Consider the following 17,715-nt stretch of genomic DNA (forward strand, 5'->3'; position numbering starts at 1 on the left):
GCTTATAATAAGAAGATAGTGAAGAAAGGAGAGTTTGATGTGACGATGCAATTTAATCAACAGTGGACACTTCAAACATTACAACGTTTAGTCGAAATACCGAGCCCTTCTGGATATACGGAAGCGGTGATCGAGGAGATTGAGCGTCAATTCGAAACGTTCGGTGTTGAAACGAAGCGTACGAATAAAGGAGCACTCATCGCGACATTACAAGGTCAAGACGATACGCGCCACCGTTTATTAACGGCGCATGTCGATACACTAGGCGCGATGGTGAAAGAAATAAAAAGTGACGGTCGTTTGAAATTAGCGATGGTCGGAGGATTCAATTGGAATGCCGTAGAAGGGGAATATTGTACGATTCATGCAGAGTCAAAAACGTATACCGGTACAATTTTAATGCATGAAGCGAGCGTTCACGTTTACCGGAATTCTGGTACGTTGCCGCGCGATGAGCAACATATCGAAGTGCGAATCGACGCGCGTACAACGAATGCGGAAGAAACGCGAGAGCTCGGTATCGAAGTAGGCGATTTCGTCTCATTCGATCCGCGTTTTCAACTGACGGATGACGGCTTCGTAAAATCGCGTCATCTCGACGATAAGGCGAGTGTTTCGTTACTGCTAGCGCTCGTTAAACAAGTGACAGAACGAAAGATCTCGTTGCCTCAAACGACACATATTTACATTTCAAACAATGAAGAAATCGGCTACGGTGGGAATTCAAACATTCCAGAAGAAACGGTTGAATATATCGCGGTTGATATGGGCGCATTAGGAGACGGACAAGCTTCGGATGAATATACGGTTTCGATTTGTACGAAAGATTCTAGCGGACCGTACCATTACGGACTCACTCGCTTTTTGAAAAAATTATGTGTCGACGGAAACATTCCGTACCGTTTAGACATTTATCCGTATTACGGCTCGGACGCTTCCGCAGCGATTCGTGCAGGGCATGACGTGCGTCACGCATTATTCGGTCCAGGCATTGAATCGAGCCATGCGAATGAACGAACGAATGTCGATTCATTACGTGCGACATTTGAGTTACTAAGTGCATACGTTCAAACAGAAATGATCAACTGAGGAGAGATGACGATGAACACGATGACGATGTTAAATATATTCGAGTACGACAAAATCGTTGGTGAGCTACCTCAATCGATCGAAACGCTCGAAATTGACTCAAGAAAAACAATAGTCGGTACAGCATTTATTTGTATCGAAGGGTTTACAGTAGATGGTCATCAATATGCGAAACAGGCAGTAGAGCGTGGAGCATCACTCATCATCGCTGAAAAAGAAATCGATGTGGAAGCTCCTGTCGTCTATGTGAAAAATACGAAAGAAACATTGCAACGTCTCGCACCTTTCTTTTATGAAATGCCATCGAAAGCGATGCATATGATCGGTGTGACAGGTACGAATGGCAAAACGACGATTGCGAATATCATTCATCAACTGCTTCAAAAACTCGGTGAGAAAAGTGCAGCGATGGGAACGATCGGTTTTCAAGTCGAAGATGAATTAATCGATACGGACAATACGACGCCCAATGTTTTAGAAACGCAAAGATTACTGCAATTAGCGAAAAATCGTGGCATCGAAACGACGACGATGGAAGTGTCCTCTCACGGTCTCATTGAAGGACGACTTGCAGGAGTCGTGTTCGATACGGCCATTTTCACTAATTTATCGCATGATCACCTCGATTTTCATGGAACGATGGAACATTACGGATATGCAAAAGGTTTATTATTTGCGCAACTCGGGCAAGATGTAACGAAGGAAAAGTATGTTATTTTAAATGCGGATGATGCTTGGTCTGAGCGCTACCGTCAAATGACTCCTTATCCCGTTTGGTCATATGGCTTTACGGAGGGCGCGATGTACCGAGCGCGCATTATTGAAATGGACCCGGCACATACGATTTTTGAACTTACGACACCGAAAGAGACATTTGAAGTGAAGACGCAACTCGTTGGAGATTTCAACGTATTAAATGTCGTGGCGGCGATGCTCGCAGTACATAGTCGAGGATATGAGTGGCCAGCCATTATTGAAAAAATTCAAGAAGTAACTGCGATTAAAGGGCGCATGGAAAAAGTGGAGACGGATTTACCGATCACATTATACGTCGACTACGCGCATTCACCTGATGCGATTGAAAAAGCGATTGAAGCGATTTTACCTTATAAAGAAGCTTCGCAACGTTTATTGTTTTTAATTGGCACTGGTGGCAATCGCGACCGCGCGAAACGTCCCGTTATGGCGAAGAAGGCGTCCCTTGCAGACTATGTCGTATTGACGACGGACGACCCACGTTTTGAAGGGGAAGAGACGATTTTAACTGAACTTGAAAAAGGGATGACGCATAATCGTTATGCGACGATCGGAGACCGTGAAGAAGCGGTGCGCCATATCGTGCGAGAAGCGAATCCGAATGACATTATTATTTTCGCAGGAAAAGGTCATGAAGATTTTCAAGTCGTCGGCAACGAAAAATTACCCCATTCTGATGCAGCGATTGCTTTAGATGAAGCGAAAAAACAATTTACAAAATAAACGATTTGTCACCTTGAGGGCAAACAGTGCGCTCAAGGTGTTTTTTAAATAGAAGGAGTATATGGATGAATAAAAAAGATATTGAATCAAGACGCACATTTGCGATTATTTCTCACCCTGACGCAGGGAAAACGACGATGACAGAAAAGCTGCTTTACTTCGGTGGAGCGATTCGTGATGCGGGAACAGTAAAAGGAAAAAAGACTGGGAAATTTGCGACGAGTGACTGGATGGAAATTGAAAAACAACGTGGAATTTCCGTCACATCTTCCGTCATGCAGTTTGATTATGACGGTAAACGTGTCAACATTTTGGATACGCCAGGTCACGAAGACTTCTCGGAAGATACGTATCGTACATTGATGGCCGTCGACGCTGCCGTGATGATGGTCGACTCCGCGAAAGGGATCGAGCCACAAACGATTAAATTGTTCCAAGTATGTCGCATGCGCGGTATTCCGATTTTCACATTTATGAATAAGATGGACCGTCAAGGACTCGAACCGCTCGAATTGATGGAAAACTTAGAAGAAGTGTTAGAAATCGAATCGTATGCGATGAACTGGCCGATCGGTATGGGGAAAGAATTTGCAGGTGTCATCGATCGCTATAATAACCGAATTGAACGAGCACGTGCGGAAGAAAATGAACGCTTCATCGCTTTAAATGAAGACGGTGAGCCGGAAGTTCATGATGCGTTCATGGATACGAGTTATTATGAACAAGCGATGGAAGATGTCATGCTATTAAATGAAGCGGGTAACGAATTTGATCCAGAACGCGTCGCAAAAGGTGAATTAACGCCTGTATTTTTCGGAAGTGCGCTTGCGAACTTCGGCGTGCAAACCTTTTTAGAAACCTTTTTACAGTTTGCGCCACCACCGCAGCCACGTGAATTGAAATCGGAAGAGATGAAAGATCCGATGGACGAGGACTTCTCTGGGTTCATCTTTAAAATTCAAGCGAATATGGACCCGCGCCACCGCGATCGTATCGCTTTCGTCCGCATCGTTTCTGGACAGTTTGAACGAGGAATGAGCGTACATGTACCCCGTTTAAATAAAAATATTAAATTAGCACAAACGACACAGTTTTTAGCGGATGATCGAGAAACAGTCGATACGGCTCTACCTGGTGATATTATCGGATTGTATGATACAGGAAACTTCCAAATCGGCGATACGATCATCGGTGGAAAAGGCAATTATGAATTTGCGCCACTTCCACAATTTACACCAGAACTGTTCGTGAAAGTATCCGCAAAAAACGTGATGAAATCGAAACAGTTCCATAAAGGAATTATGCAGCTCGTACAAGAAGGTGCGATTCAATATTATAAAACATTGTATACAGAAGAAGTAATGCTCGGAGCGGTCGGACAATTACAGTTCGAAGTGTTCGAACATCGCATGCGCAATGAATACAATGTCGAAGTACAAATGCAACCGATCGGTTCAAAAGTGACGCGTTGGATTGAAAATGAGGCAGATGTGACAGATGCGATGACAGGACCTCGCTCTATGCTCGTTAAAGACCGCTATGATAATCTCGTCTTTTTATTTGAAAATGAGTTCGCTTTACGTTGGTTCAATGATAAATATCCAGACATTCGTCTTTATAGTTTACTGTAAGTACAAAATATGTACAGATAGTATGACGAATTTGTTACATCGTGTATGATTGAAGGGAAGTTCATTGAACTAAGAGGTCAGTTTGCATAAAATGATAAGTAATGTTTAAAAAGAGAGGATAACCGATATGAAAATTAGTGAGTTTTCGATAAAACGTCCGGTCTTTACGATTGTGACAATGTTCCTCGTCATCATTTTAGGAGCGGTCTCTTTCTTCAAAATACCGGTGACGTTAATACCAGAATTAAATCCTCCTGTCGCGGTCGTCGTTTCCAATTACGATGGTGCTTCACCGACAGAAGTGAATGAAAAAGTAACAAAGCCACTGGAACAAAGTTTGTCGACCGCACCGGGATTAAAGACGATGCAGTCGATTTCACAAGAAGGATCAAACTTCATTTTGCTCATGTTTGACTGGTCGACCGTCATTGACGATGTGCAATTAGACATCATGCAACGCGTCGATCAAGTGCCGATGCCTGAAGGAGCTTCATCGCCGCGCTTTATGAAGTTTGACCCGTCGCAGTTCCCAGTCATTCAATTGACATTGCGTTCAACGGATAAAGATGTCGACATTCGACCGCTCGCCGAAGAACTAGAAACGGAGTTGCGCCGGACGAAAGGTGTCGCAAGTGTTACCGTTTCAGGAAAGGTGACAGAAGAAATTAAAGTCGTATTAAACGAAGAAGAATTACAAAAAAATCGTCTCGCTCAATCGGACGTCGTGCAAGCGATTCAAGCGAATAACGTTTCGATGCCAGGTGAGCCGATTAAGACGGATGACGGAAAGCAATTAACGACGCGAATTATTAGTTCACTGACGACATTAGATGATGTTCGAGATGTCGTCGTAGGTCGTACAGAAGCAGGAGAGATGCTTCGTGTGAAAGACCTCGCAACAGTCGACATTCACGATGCGGATTCAGGAGCACTTACACGTGCGAATGATGATCGTGCTGTTCTCGTCAACGTATTGCAAGAATCAGGAGCGAATACAGCAAGCGTTTCAAAAGATTTTAAATCGACGCTCGATGATTTGCTTGATAAAAAAGAATATAAAAAAGTCGAAGCGGACATTTTATTTGACCAAGGAGATTACGTCAATTTAGCGATCGGCAATATCGGACAATCGTTACTACTCGGTGGATTGTTCGCGATGATCGTCTTATTCGTCTTCTTGCACGGAATTAAAAGTCCAATCATTATCGGTGTAGCGATTCCATATTCTGTCATCGTGACGTTCGTGCTCATGTTTTTCGCGGACTTCTCACTCAACATTATGACGCTCGGTGCACTCGCACTCGGTATCGGGATGCTCGTCGATAACGCGATTGTCGTCATCGAAAATATCGAGCGACATTTAGCGATGGGGAAGGAATCGAACATTGCTGCTCGCGACGGAGCGAAAGAAATTGGCGGTGCGATTACGGCATCGACATTGACGACATTAGCCGTCTTCGTTCCTGTTATTTTCATTAGCGGTCTAATCGGTCAAATTTTCACTGAATTCGCATTGACGATTTCCTTTAGTTTGTTCGCCTCACTCGTCGTCGCTTTAACGGTTGTTCCGATGATGGCGAGCAAAATGTTAAAAACGCCAGATTTAGAATTGTTAGCAGCACGCAAGCGTCGTACGAAAAAGAGCAATCGTTTCGGAAGCACGATTCGCTGGGCGCTCGATAACCGTCCGGTCGTATTATTAGCAACAATCATCATGCTCGGTGCGAGTATTTTCGGATTGACACGTGTCGGCACAGAATTTTTACCGCCGACCGATGAAGGATTCGTTTCCGTAGCGGTTGAATTGCCAAATGGTGCCTCGATCGAATCAACGGATAAAATTGTAAAAGAAATTGAAGAAGAATTACAGCGTGAAAAAGACGTTGAAGTGTATGTCAGCTTAGTCGGCGGTACGCAACAAAATATGGCGCAAGGCACTGCGCAAACGAACGTCGCTGAAATTTATATTAAAATGGTGCCACTCGAAGATCGAAGCCGTTCTGTTTTTGAATTTGTCGATGAGGTTCAACCTGAAATTGTCGATTTATTAGAAGATCGTGCGACAGTGAACTTCAACTTACAAACAGCAGCTGGTTCTGAGCCGAATACGGTCACATTCTCTTTAAGTGATACGAATGAATCTCGCTTAGAAAAAGCAGTGAAGGAAGTCGATGAAGAACTTCAAGATATGAAATCAGTACTTGAAGTGTCGAACACATTAGGAGATACAGTTGAGGAAGTTCACGTCACGGTAGATCGTGAAAAAGCAGCAGAACAAGGATTAGCACCTGCTCAAATTTCACAAACGGTCAACTCGGTAACACGAGGTACATTCGCGACTCAAATCGTCGGAGAAGATGAAGAAGTGCTCGCGATGTATGTCCAATACGATGAAAAATTCCGCGATAGTATCGATCAATTGAAACAAATTAAATTGTTAACACCTGCCGGAACGTATATCAATTTAGAGGATGTTGCGACAGTCGCAATCGCAGAAGCACCTGTATCGATTCAGCGTGTCGATCAAGCGCATTCTGTCTCGTTCACAGTAAAATACGAATCAGATCGCTCGCTCGGTGAAATGACGACACAAGTGAACGATATGATTGATAAGTTAAAATTACCAGAAGAAATTGACATGAATTACGGTGGGGATCGTGAACTGTTCGAAAGTGCAATCAATGATATGTTGTTAGCGATCGTTCTCGCAGTTGTGCTCGTTTATATCGTGATGGCAGCGCAGTTCGAATCGTTTAAATATCCGTTCGTTATCATGTTCTCCGTACCACTGATGGTCATTGGGGTAGCGCTCGGGTTATTCTTAACGAATACACCGCTCAGCGTAACAGCTGTCATCGGAGTGCTCGTGCTCGTCGGGATTGTCGTCAACAACGGAATTGTGCTCGTTGATTACATTAATCAACAAAAAGAAAAAGGCATGCATTCATATGATGCGATCGTTCACTCCGCTGAAGTGCGGGTCCGTCCGATTTTAATGACAGCTTTAACGACGATTCTCGGTTTATTACCGCTCGCACTCGGCATTGGAGAGGGAACGGAGATGAACCAACCGATGGGAATCGCCGTCATCGGTGGATTGCTCACATCAACATTGCTCACATTGTATATCGTTCCTGTCATGTACAGCTTGTTTGATAGTCAGACGAGAAGTAAGAAAAATTGGCCGGAAGACGTAAAATAATGTTTGCAAGTCGGAAGATTGTGGTATACTAATTGTACAAACAAGATCCCGACAATTTCATATCACTTTGACGGTTGTCAAAGGGGAGTAGCTTTAGGAGAAATCCTATCTCAATGTCGTCAATACATGACGGAAGTCATCGGTGTTGAGAGCTTAGATTAAATCTAAATTAGCGAGACCTTTGCCTATTTATTAGGCGAGGTCTCTTTTTGTTTGCAAAAAAGGAGGAAGATTTAATGGAAACGATATTATTGGAGTATGCATGGGTATTGCTCGTGCTCATTTTATTGGAAGGTTTATTATCGGCAGATAACGCTGTCGTCATGGCGGTTATGGTGCGTCATTTACCGAAAGTTCAACAGAAAAAAGCATTATTTTACGGCTTGCTCGGAGCGTTCGTCTTCCGATTTGCAGCACTCTTTTTAATTACGACACTCGTCAAATATTGGTGGATTCAAGCACTCGGAGCAGCTTATTTACTTTTCATGTCGGCTAAAAGCTTATATGATTTATATCATGAATCGAGTGAAACTGCTGAAGATTTATTAGAGAAGCCACGTAAAAAATCAGGATTTTGGATGACGGTATTGAAAGTAGAATTGGCGGATATTGCGTTTGCGCTCGATTCGATGTTAGCGGCTGTTGCCCTTGCTGTTACGTTACCAGCACTTGGAGATTTTGAAATTGGTGGCATTAACGGTGGCCAGTTTGCGGTTATCTTTATCGGCGGGATTATCGGATTAATTTTAATTCGATTTGCCGCACGTAAATTTATCGTTCTGCTTGAAAAGTACCCAAAATTAGAAGTAGCTGCGTATTTAATTGTCGGATGGGTCGGGGTGAAATTGCTCGTCTTAACGCTCGCCCATGACAGCTTACAAATTATCGACCCTGCATTCCCACACTCTACATTGTGGAAAATGACATTTTGGATCGTCTTAATCGGTCTCGTTGTGTACGGTTATCTTTCAAGTGTCCGTCAAAATAAAAAAGCCGCTTAAAAGTGACTAAATGATGAATGAAAAGCGAATGTGTATCCTTTGATGCACGTTCGCTTTCGTTTTTTAGACGTAAGTGCGATATACTGAATGTATCGAATTGAAGGAGGGATTTTGTATGGGAAGATTACAAGATCGAGTGGCCATCATTACAGGTGCGGCGAGCGGGATGGGGAAAGAAGCGGCATTGTTGTTTGCAAAAGAAGGAGCCATCATTATTGCGACCGATATGAATGGTGCAGGAGCTGAAGCAGTCGTTCAACAAATGGAAGCGTTTGGTGGACGAGGCTTAGCGTTTGAACATAATGTGACGGATGAAGCGACGTGGCATACTATTGTGAAAAAAGCCGTTGAGAAGTATGGAAAAGTGGACATACTCGTCAACAATGCAGGTGTTTCACAAAGCATTTCATTTGAAGATGTGAAGGCGGACGAGTGGGATTTCGTGATGGACGTTAATTTAAAAAGCATTTTATTCGGCGTGCAAGCGACATTGCCAGCGATGCGTCAAGCAGGTGGAGGATCGATTGTGAACATTTCGTCAATCGCGGGACTGACAGGTGGCTCTGGTGCAGGAGCATATACTGCTTCTAAATCGGGATTACGCGGTTTGACGAAAGCGTTAGCGAACGATTACGGAAAAGAAAATATTCGTGTAAATTCGATTCATCCTGGTTACATTATGACACCGATGAGTGAGCCATATTTGGAAGCGGAGCAGTATAAGCAATGGTTTATGGCGAACACCCCGTTAAAGCGCTACGGAAAACCTGAGGAAATTGCAAAAGCAATGCTATTTTTAGCGTCGGATGATGCATCATTTATCACGGGTGTAGAACTCCCTGTAGACGGTGGCGTTACAGCGATTTAGTGAGTAAGAGAGGAGGGGCTTAACGTCTTTTCTCTTTTTTTCTTTCCTTTTGGAGTGAAGTTGATTAAAATACTTGAATAGCAACTCTTTAGAAAGGAAGAGGTCGGTCATGAAACGGATGCGGATTTCGCCTGAAAAAATTAATAAATATACGCCTGCCCAATTGATTGTGTTCTATTACTTTATGGCGATTACCGTATCGTACATTTTATTGAATTTACCTGGTGTTTATTTACCTGGTGTTCACGTCACCTTTATCGATAGCTTATTCACTGCAGTGAGTGCAGTCAGTGTAACAGGATTATCGACGATCAGTATCGGAGGGACATATACCACATTCGGTCTTGTCATGTTAATGCTCGTCTTGCAGCTCGGTGGAATCGGCATTATGTCGCTCGGTACGTTTTTTTGGCTATTAATTAAAAAGCGCATCGGTTTACGAGAACGTCAGCTCATCATGGTAGACCATAATCAATACTCTTTACAAGGTGTCGTTCATCTCATTCAAGAAATCATTAAAATTATTTTCGTCATTGAGTTGACAGGTGGACTTATTTTATCGATTTATTTGAAACAGTTTTATGCGACGTGGAATGAAGCTTTTTTACACGGGATGTTCATGGCCGTTTCAGCGACGACGAATGCTGGATTTGACATTACAGAAGCGTCTCTCATGCCTTACTTCGGAGATTACTTCGTCCAGACAATCGTCATGATTTTAATCGTTCTCGGTGCAATCGGATTCCCTGTGTTAATTGAAGTGAAAAGCTTTGTGAAACGACGCCATGACACTGTACGTTTTCGTTTTTCTCTCTTTACAAAAATAACGACAGTGACATTCGGTATTTTACTCGTGTTTGGAACGGTCGTTTTATATGCGATCGAATCATCGAACGCTTTTCGAGGTATGGCATGGCATGAGAAATTATTCACTTCATTGTTTCACTCGGTTTCTGCACGGTCTGCAGGATTGACGACATTTGACGTGACCCAATTTACGGAGGCTTCAGACATCTTCATTAGTACGCTCATGTTTATCGGTGCTTCCCCAAGCTCAGTCGGAGGCGGTATTCGTACGACGACATTAGCGATTGCGATTTTGTTTTTAATTAATTTCGCAAAAGGAAATGATGTCATTCACGTATTTAAGCGTCAAATTAAATTAGTCGATGTATTTCGCTCGTATGCGGTCATTATTTTAGCAGGAGTTATGGTCGTTACAGCGCTTATTACATTGCTGTTAACAGAACCAGATGTACCTGTCGTCGCTTTATTATTTGAAATTACGTCAGCGTTCGGAACCTGTGGGATGTCGCTCGGCATTACGAGTGATTTAAGTATGATTGGTAAAGTCATCTTAATGTTGCTCATGTTTATCGGTCGTGTCGGATTAATTTCATTTTTATACACATTAGGTGGAAAAGAGAATAAAATCGCTTATCGTTATCCGAAAGAGCGAGTGATTATCGGTTAAGAAAGGAAGAGTGTGATATGGAAGAAGCACGAATTGAAAAATCATTGAAATTATTCGTCGTCTTATCACGCGCGAGTAAAGTGTTAATGGAGTCGGCAAACGGTGTGTTCGAAGCGCACGGTTTGAATCCAACGGAGTTTGCTGTATTAGAGCTCTTATATCATAAAGGCCCGCAGCCGATTCAAAAAATCGGACAAAAAATATTGTTGCAAAGTGGTTCGATGACATATGTGATTAATCAATTGGAGAAAAAGCAATTGCTACGTCGCGAGCGTTGTCCAGAAGATCGCCGTGTCATTCATATTAATATTACAGAAGAAGGACATGCGCTCATCGAAAAGATATTCCCCGCTCATGAGCGGCAACTAGCAGAATTGATGAATGAGTTATCGGATGAAGAAATGGATACATTGATTCATTTAACGAAAAAACTCGGATTGTCGATTCGACAATTGTAATAAAATAAAAAATGAGCGAGCCATATACGGCCGCTCATTTTTTTATTATTTAATCGTTGTTAACATTTCTGTAAATTCATTCGTATACTTTTCTGTCGGTTCGTCATAAATTGTTGCACGGACGACTTTGCCATTCATCTCAAAGACGAAGATTGAAATAGTCGATTCGTTAATTTTCGTTTGATAGCTCACGGCTTGTTTCGCATTTTGTAAGCTCACTGGATCATTCGTTTTAATCTCTGCATCACCAGCGATTGCTTGCGCTAATTCTAAGCCATTTTGTTTATAGAAGTCGTAGGCATCTTGTGTGAAGTTTTCCACTTCTAAACGCATGAACGTTTGACCATCTGCTGAGAGTGATACGATATCACGTCCTGGTTCTTCTTCCATAAATGTATACCCTTTTAACAATGTAATCGCATAGCGGTCCGTTTGAATCACTTCACCGTCTTGTGGGGCAGGAGCTGCTGGTTTTGATTCTTCTTTGTTCGGCTGAGTAACAGGTTTTTCAGCTGGTTTCGTTGCTGGCTTCTCTTCTTTTGGCTCTTCTACTGGAGTTTCTGGTTTTTCTTGCTCTATTTCATCAGATTGAGCAGCGTTTTGTTCTTCAAGTTCAATTTTGTCTTTCTCTTGTTCTTGTTCTTTTTCTTCCTTTTCTGTTCCACATGCTCCGAGAACGAGGAGAAGTGAAGCGAATAGGGCGAGTGCTACTTTAGTTTTCATACAAAATCTCATCCTTTCTTTACATACATAGAGACGTTTTAAAAACTATTTCGTTGCATCTTTCGATTCAGCGATAATTTTATAACGTTTATGATTGATGACTGTTTTTTCTTCCATTTCGAGTTCTTCGAAATTTTTCATGTACGTGAGATCAACGATAACCGAATTTTCATTTACTTTTTCGACAACACCTTGGAGCCCTTCTTTAAATTCAATGATGTTTCCTATTTCTGCAATTTTCATAATCCGTGTCTCCTTTGTCATAATTTGTTTCACTTTAATGTGCCATAGTTTACACGTTTCGGAAAGGGTTTGCACTGAATTTGATGAAATGTCGGCATTTTGTTAAAAAATGGACGGCTTATTTCGTATGAAATGGACATCCTGTCTGTTCTTTTTTCCGATAAAAGAAGTTCGGTTTTAGCGTTGTGTTGTCAAATGGTCGGTGAAAAATGTGACTCGTTGCAGGTGACAGTGGCGGAATGAGCCATGTCCAGTTGCCCGTGATGTGTCGGCATGCTTTTTCTTCCGTCTTTTCAAAAATTTCGAACTGTTTGCTTGCCGTATGATGATCGACGAGTGTGACCCCATGTTGTTCATACGAATGTAAAACGGCGATGTTTAATTCGACGAGTGCGCGATCTTGCCAAAGCGCACGGTTTGAAGATGTGTCGAGTCCGAGTAAGTGAGCGACAGCAGGAAGTTGATTGTAACGGTCGGTATCTGCAAAATTGCGTGCGCCGATTTCTGTCCCCATATACCATCCGTTGAACGGAGCCGCTGTATATTCAATCCCCCCGATTTCCAAAATCATATCTGAAATGATCGGGACGGCATACCATTGCAATTGAAGTGATGTGAAGTCATACTCAGGATGTGTAATCGGCACTTCACGAATGATGGAAGAAGGGATATTACGCCATAAACAGTCCCCATGTTCATTTTCAATGACGAGCGGTAAAATGTCAAAGGGAGTTTTAGCTCCTTGCCACCCGAGAGATTCACAAAACTTCGTGAACGTGCGAGAAGCCGGATCCCCCGTCGTATCATAGCCTGCGTAGCGTAATAACTGATGATTGCGTAAGCGGATAGGCTCAGTGCCATCTGGGCGTTTAGCAGGGAAAATTGTAATTGTGGAACGGATTTTTCCGTCGTTCGTCGCATAGTCGATATGGCGAAATAAAGCGTTCATCACATCTTCTAAATTCGTCGTATCTCGCTCGTCAAAGACGTGCAATTGATTCCAAAATAGTCGTCCGATACAGCGATTGCTATTGCGCCATGCAAGTTTAGCACCGTAACTCAATTCTTCAAACGTATGAGTGTACGTTTTCGTCTCCTCAATTTCTTTTGTGACAGCTTCAATACGAGCATCTCGCTCATTTATCGGTAATTTATTTTCTTCATAATATGTGTGTAAAAAATGAATCGCTTCTTTTAATACATCGTTCATCGTATCATCCAACTCCTTCTCTACTATAAGCTTAAATGATTTATATGAACGGAAAAGAGACTGTGAAAACATTATAAAAAATAGATGTTTGATGTTCACATAAAATACATATTTTCACGCAATTCATAATTGTTTTGTTATAATAACGGAATGGAAGAGAAAGAGGTGGATTATGACAAAGGAAAATCAATATTTTACGAAACCGACGTATGCGATCATGGTCGCAATCGGGATTGCGCATTTATTTAACGATGCGATTCAAGCAGTCGTTCCCGCGATGTTTCCAATTTTAGAAAAGTCGCACGGCATTTCATATACGAAACTTGGATTTATTGCTTTTACATTAAATATGGTATCGGCACTTTTGCAACCGGTCGTCGGGTATATGAGCGATAAAAAGCCGCGTCCATTTGCTTTGCCTCTCGCGATGATTTTGTCAGCGTTTGGGATGGCAGGGCTTGCGTTCGCTTCGAGTTATGAACTTATTATCGCATCGGTGGCGTTGCTCGGATTAGGGTCTGCTGTATTCCATCCGGAAGGCTCGAAAGTATCCTTTTTATCAGCAGGTTCGAAGCGTGGTCTTGCTCAATCGATTTATCAAGTTGGGGGAAATACAGGTCAAGCGCTCGCTCCTTTAATTAGCGCCTTCGTTTTAGTCCGTCTCGGGCAGAAAGGGGCAGCTATTTTCGTACTTGTCGCATTCGCAGCTGTCTTATTATTGACGCGTGTGTCGTTTTGGTATCGTGAACAACTTGAAAAAGAGCGAACGTCGAAACGGAAAAAAGTGCTCATTTCAACACTCGGGCATTTAACAAAGAAAAAAATCGGAATCGCACTCGGACTTCTAATGATTATCATTTTCGCTCGTTCATTTTATGTGACGAGCATGTCTAGTTTTTATGTCTTCCATCTTATCCAAAACTATGACTATACGATTGAAAAAGGACAGCTCTACATTTTCTTGTTTTTAGCATTCGGTGCAATCGGAACATTTTTCGGCGGGCCGATTGCCGATCGTATCGGAACGAAAAATGTCATCATTTTATCATTGCTCGTTCCATTGCCATTTGCGCTTGGATTACCGTTTATTTCAGCAAGTTGGATCGGCGTGTTTTTAGCGATTATCGGATTTTTCATCATGTTGAGTTTCTCCGTTACAGTCGTCTATGCGCAAGAGTTAATTCCGAGTAAGATTGGAACGATGGCGGGTTTAACAGTTGGACTTGCATTCGGTATGGGAGCGGTTGGCGCAGTATTTATCGGAAATTTAATGGACCGCATCGGTGTGATGGATACGATGATCGTCGCGAGTTATTTACCATTGTTAGGGTTGGTCGGTCTGTTTTTACCGAAAGATGGGCAATTAGAAGAGACACGTTTGTAAAGATTGTATAATAAAATTGTAATGAATCGCACTTTTATGTTTTAATGTATTTATAAAGGGTAAGTACCTTTATACTTTAAAACATTAGGGAGTCGATTTGTTTGGATGACAGGTTTTGGAAAAACCCGGTATTTTTAATTTCGTCGATTACAGTTTTTGTACTCGTCGTACTTGGAGCGGTGGCGAAAGAAAGTTTTGAACGTGTCGCTACAATTTTATATGATTTTACGCAAGTGAACTTCGGGTGGTTTTATTTATTAACTGTCTTTATTTTAATTGTTTTTCTATTTGCATTAGCGATTAGTAAATATGGTGCGATTCGTCTCGGATCAGACGACGCGAAACCGGATTATCCATTTTTTACGTGGATTGGGATGCTGTTTTCAGCAGGATTCGGTGTTGGACTCGTGTTCTGGGGAGTCGCAGAGCCGATGAGCCATTATTTTAATGCGCCATTTCAAGGAGTACCTGACCAATCAGCGGAATCTGCACGCGTTGCGATGGGCTATGCTTTTTTCCATTGGGGAATTTCACAATGGGCGATTTTCGGACTCGTCGGACTCGTTATTGGATTTATGCAGTTTAGAAAAAAGAAAGACGGTCTCATCTCGACAGCTTTAGAACCGGTCGTTGGATCGAATAAATATTTAAAAGGTGGCATTGATTCTTTTGCGGTCATTGCGACTGTGATGGGAATTGCGACGTCAATTGGACTCGGTGTCATGCAGATGGGCGGAGGATTGGAATCTGTTTTCGGATGGGAAAATAATTTCAAGCTTCAGCTCATGATTATCGTGCTTGTTTTTGGTGCCTACATGTTATCTGCGTCGACTGGATTAAATAAAGGCATTCGTTATTTAGGGAATTTTAACTTAGCGCTCGCGATTGCGTTGCTCGTGTTCTTCTTCATTATGGGTCCTAAAGTATTCATTATGGAGTCGTTTACGGTAGCAGTCGGAGATTATATTACGAACTTCATTCAATATAGTTTGCGCCTTCAGCCGTATCAAGGTGGAACGTGGGTGAGCGATTGGACAATTTTCTATTGGGCGTGGGCGATTGCATGGAGCCCGTTCGTCGGAGCTTTCGTCGCTCGTGTGTCGAGAGGACGTACGATTCGTGAGTTCATTACAGGGGTGATGATCATCCCTCCAGTATTTGCGATGATGTGGGTGGCAACGCTCGGCGGAACTGCCTTATATAGCGATTTAAATAATGGTACAGCGATTGCGGAAGCGGTTGACCTCGATGTGACGAGCGCTTTATTTGTCACGATGGAACAGTTACCATTTACAAATGTATTATCCGTACTAGCGATCATTCTCGTCATTACATTTTTAGTGACGAGTGCGGATTCAGCGACGTATATTTTAGCGAGTATGACGACGCGCGGTAATTTATTACCGCCGATGATTGTCAAGACAATCTGGGGTGTGCTCATGTCGGCAATCGCTGCAGTTCTTTTATTTGCAGGGGGACTGAGTGCGCTACAAACAGCATCGCTCGTATCCGCATTGCCGTTTACGGTATTTCTCGTTATTTTAATGTTTGCGATGGGTAAATTATTAAGGAGAGAGCCGATTACGGTGAGACCGGAAGATATTCGTCAGTTTGAAAAAGTGAGGAAAGAAGCGCAAAAGCAGCGCGATAAAAAATAGCAAAAGAGCCGTTCCTTTCATGTTAAAGGATACGGCTCTTTCGTTATTTGTAAAGCTGTTGTAGTGCTTCAAGGAAATTTGGGCGGATATCGATCACATCACGTGTTTCCTTCACCATCTGTTCGGCTTCTTCAATGGTAGATGCGACACCGAGCTCTAGCAGTAACGCGGTAGCGGCTGCGCCTGTGCGACCGCGTCCTGTATTGCAATGCATGTAAATCGTTTTACCTGATTCAACCGCTTCTTTCATTTGTCGTACTGTGCGCTGTAAACTCGTTGTTTCTTCACCTTCTATGAGTGGCGTGTACACACTTTTTTCGTGAACGTCTCCGTCACGTGTGCCGCGCAAATCGAAAAACGCATCGATATCGTGCTGGGCATCCGCTGTTTCAACGGCATCGATTCCTCCGATATACACTTTTTGGTCGAGTAAACTTTGATACGTCGTTCTGCTCATATTCATTCTCCCTTCAATTGTTCGAAAAGTCCATTCGCTCGTGCTACTATATAGAGGAATGGAAATAAGGATGTGATGAAATGTTAGCACAGTTAATAAAAGAAGGAAAGAAGGTTGTCGTTTTCACTGGGGCGGGCATGTCGACGGAAAGTGGTTTACCAGATTTTCGCTCAGCAAAAGATGGAATGTGGACGAAATACGATCCGTCAGAAGTGGCGACCGTCGATGCATTGAACAGTCAATTTGATACGTTCATCGAATTTTATCGCAATCGTGTTATCGGGGTGAATGAATACGGACCGCATGAAGGCCATTATATTTTGGCTGATTGGGAACGAAAAGGGTATGTGACATCGATCATTACACAAAATGTCGACGGCTTTCATCAAGAGGCGGGCTCACGCCACGTCATTGAATTGCATGGAACATTGAAAGAAGTGCATTGTGAAACGTGCGGTAAAGTATATAGCAACAAACGGTATGAAGACGAACAATATTACTGTGAATGCGGCGGTCCCCTACGCCCATCGATCGTCTTATTTGGCGAAATGTTAGATGAGCGCGCTTTAATGGAAGCAGCACTTGTGAGCGAAGGAGCGGATGTATTTCTCGTGCTCGGTTCTTCATTGACCGTCTCCCCAGCGAATCAATACCCGCTTATTGCAGTTGAACATGATGCGACATTAATTATCGTCAATCAAGGTGAAACACAGTACGATGCTTTCGCTGATCGTTGTATTAAAAATGAAAAAATCGGCGACTATTTACGTCGCATTCAAGCAGAATTACAAGAGTAAAAAAGACCATCCCGCTAATTTGTGTGGGATGGTCTTTCATT

The 17,715-nt window shown here is 42.7% G+C and carries 15 protein-coding genes; 11 read left to right on the forward strand and 4 right to left on the reverse strand.

Annotated elements, in window-relative coordinates; all coding sequences use genetic code 11:
• Window positions 1-45: 45 nt before the first annotated feature.
• From IRY55_RS00145 to IRY55_RS00180, 8 genes are all read left to right on the forward strand, one after another.
• Window positions 46-1,089 carry a M42 family metallopeptidase gene (locus tag IRY55_RS00145; RefSeq protein WP_194562333.1) on the forward strand — a complete coding sequence of 348 codons (1,044 nt, stop codon included), beginning with the start codon at window positions 46-48 and terminating at the stop codon, window positions 1,087-1,089.
• Window positions 1,090-1,101: 12 nt separating this feature from the next.
• Entirely contained in the window at window positions 1,102-2,568 is a 1,467-nt protein-coding gene (locus IRY55_RS00150) for a UDP-N-acetylmuramoyl-L-alanyl-D-glutamate--2,6-diaminopimelate ligase (RefSeq protein WP_194561239.1), read from the forward strand.
• 65 nt (window positions 2,569-2,633) lie between these two features.
• Window positions 2,634-4,199: a peptide chain release factor 3 gene (locus IRY55_RS00155; RefSeq protein ID WP_194561240.1), complete on the forward strand. Its 1,566-nt coding sequence runs from the start codon at window positions 2,634-2,636 to the stop codon at window positions 4,197-4,199.
• A 127-nt stretch (window positions 4,200-4,326) separates the two neighbouring features.
• Window positions 4,327-7,401: an efflux RND transporter permease subunit gene (locus IRY55_RS00160; RefSeq protein WP_194561241.1), complete on the forward strand. Its 3,075-nt coding sequence runs from the start codon at window positions 4,327-4,329 to the stop codon at window positions 7,399-7,401.
• A 236-nt stretch (window positions 7,402-7,637) separates the two neighbouring features.
• Window positions 7,638-8,402, forward strand: a complete 765-nt coding sequence (locus tag IRY55_RS00165) for a TerC family protein (protein WP_194561242.1) — start codon at window positions 7,638-7,640, stop codon at window positions 8,400-8,402.
• Between the two features lie 115 nt (window positions 8,403-8,517).
• Window positions 8,518-9,270 carry an SDR family NAD(P)-dependent oxidoreductase gene (locus tag IRY55_RS00170; RefSeq protein WP_194561243.1) on the forward strand — a complete coding sequence of 251 codons (753 nt, stop codon included), beginning with the start codon at window positions 8,518-8,520 and terminating at the stop codon, window positions 9,268-9,270.
• Window positions 9,271-9,388: 118 nt separating this feature from the next.
• Window positions 9,389-10,744 carry a TrkH family potassium uptake protein gene (locus tag IRY55_RS00175; protein ID WP_194562334.1) on the forward strand — a complete coding sequence of 452 codons (1,356 nt, stop codon included), beginning with the start codon at window positions 9,389-9,391 and terminating at the stop codon, window positions 10,742-10,744.
• Window positions 10,745-10,761: 17 nt separating this feature from the next.
• Window positions 10,762-11,202: a MarR family winged helix-turn-helix transcriptional regulator gene (locus IRY55_RS00180; protein WP_194561244.1), complete on the forward strand. Its 441-nt coding sequence runs from the start codon at window positions 10,762-10,764 to the stop codon at window positions 11,200-11,202.
• A 45-nt stretch (window positions 11,203-11,247) separates the two neighbouring features.
• On the opposite strand, the gene IRY55_RS00185 is transcribed toward IRY55_RS00180, so the two are convergent.
• The 3 genes from IRY55_RS00185 to IRY55_RS00195 form a co-directional block, all read right to left on the reverse strand.
• On the reverse strand, window positions 11,248-11,925 hold the full coding sequence (locus IRY55_RS00185; protein WP_194561245.1) for a hypothetical protein: 678 nt from the start codon (window positions 11,923-11,925) through the stop codon (window positions 11,248-11,250).
• A 45-nt stretch (window positions 11,926-11,970) separates the two neighbouring features.
• Entirely contained in the window at window positions 11,971-12,168 is a 198-nt protein-coding gene (locus IRY55_RS00190) for a YkvS family protein (RefSeq protein ID WP_194561246.1), read from the reverse strand.
• A gap of 118 nt (window positions 12,169-12,286) precedes the next feature.
• Window positions 12,287-13,378: a nitric oxide synthase oxygenase gene (locus IRY55_RS00195; RefSeq protein WP_235960991.1), complete on the reverse strand. Its 1,092-nt coding sequence runs from the start codon at window positions 13,376-13,378 to the stop codon at window positions 12,287-12,289.
• A 172-nt stretch (window positions 13,379-13,550) separates the two neighbouring features.
• Between IRY55_RS00195 and IRY55_RS00200 the strand changes: the two genes are divergently transcribed.
• Entirely contained in the window at window positions 13,551-14,762 is a 1,212-nt protein-coding gene (locus tag IRY55_RS00200) for an MFS transporter (protein ID WP_194561247.1), read from the forward strand.
• Window positions 14,763-14,863: 101 nt separating this feature from the next.
• Window positions 14,864-16,420, forward strand: a complete 1,557-nt coding sequence (locus IRY55_RS00205) for a BCCT family transporter (RefSeq protein WP_194561248.1) — start codon at window positions 14,864-14,866, stop codon at window positions 16,418-16,420.
• Window positions 16,421-16,463: 43 nt separating this feature from the next.
• On the opposite strand, the gene IRY55_RS00210 is transcribed toward IRY55_RS00205, so the two are convergent.
• Window positions 16,464-16,877 carry a dual specificity protein phosphatase family protein gene (locus tag IRY55_RS00210; protein WP_194561249.1) on the reverse strand — a complete coding sequence of 138 codons (414 nt, stop codon included), beginning with the start codon at window positions 16,875-16,877 and terminating at the stop codon, window positions 16,464-16,466.
• Window positions 16,878-16,957: 80 nt separating this feature from the next.
• Here IRY55_RS00210 and IRY55_RS00215 point away from each other — a divergent pair, with 80 nt between their 5' ends.
• Window positions 16,958-17,674, forward strand: a complete 717-nt coding sequence (locus IRY55_RS00215) for an NAD-dependent protein deacylase (RefSeq protein WP_194561250.1) — start codon at window positions 16,958-16,960, stop codon at window positions 17,672-17,674.
• Window positions 17,675-17,715: the final 41 nt, after the last annotated feature.

This window comes from Savagea serpentis, assembly GCF_015351395.1.
GTDB lineage: Bacteria > Bacillota > Bacilli > Bacillales_A > Planococcaceae > Savagea > Savagea serpentis.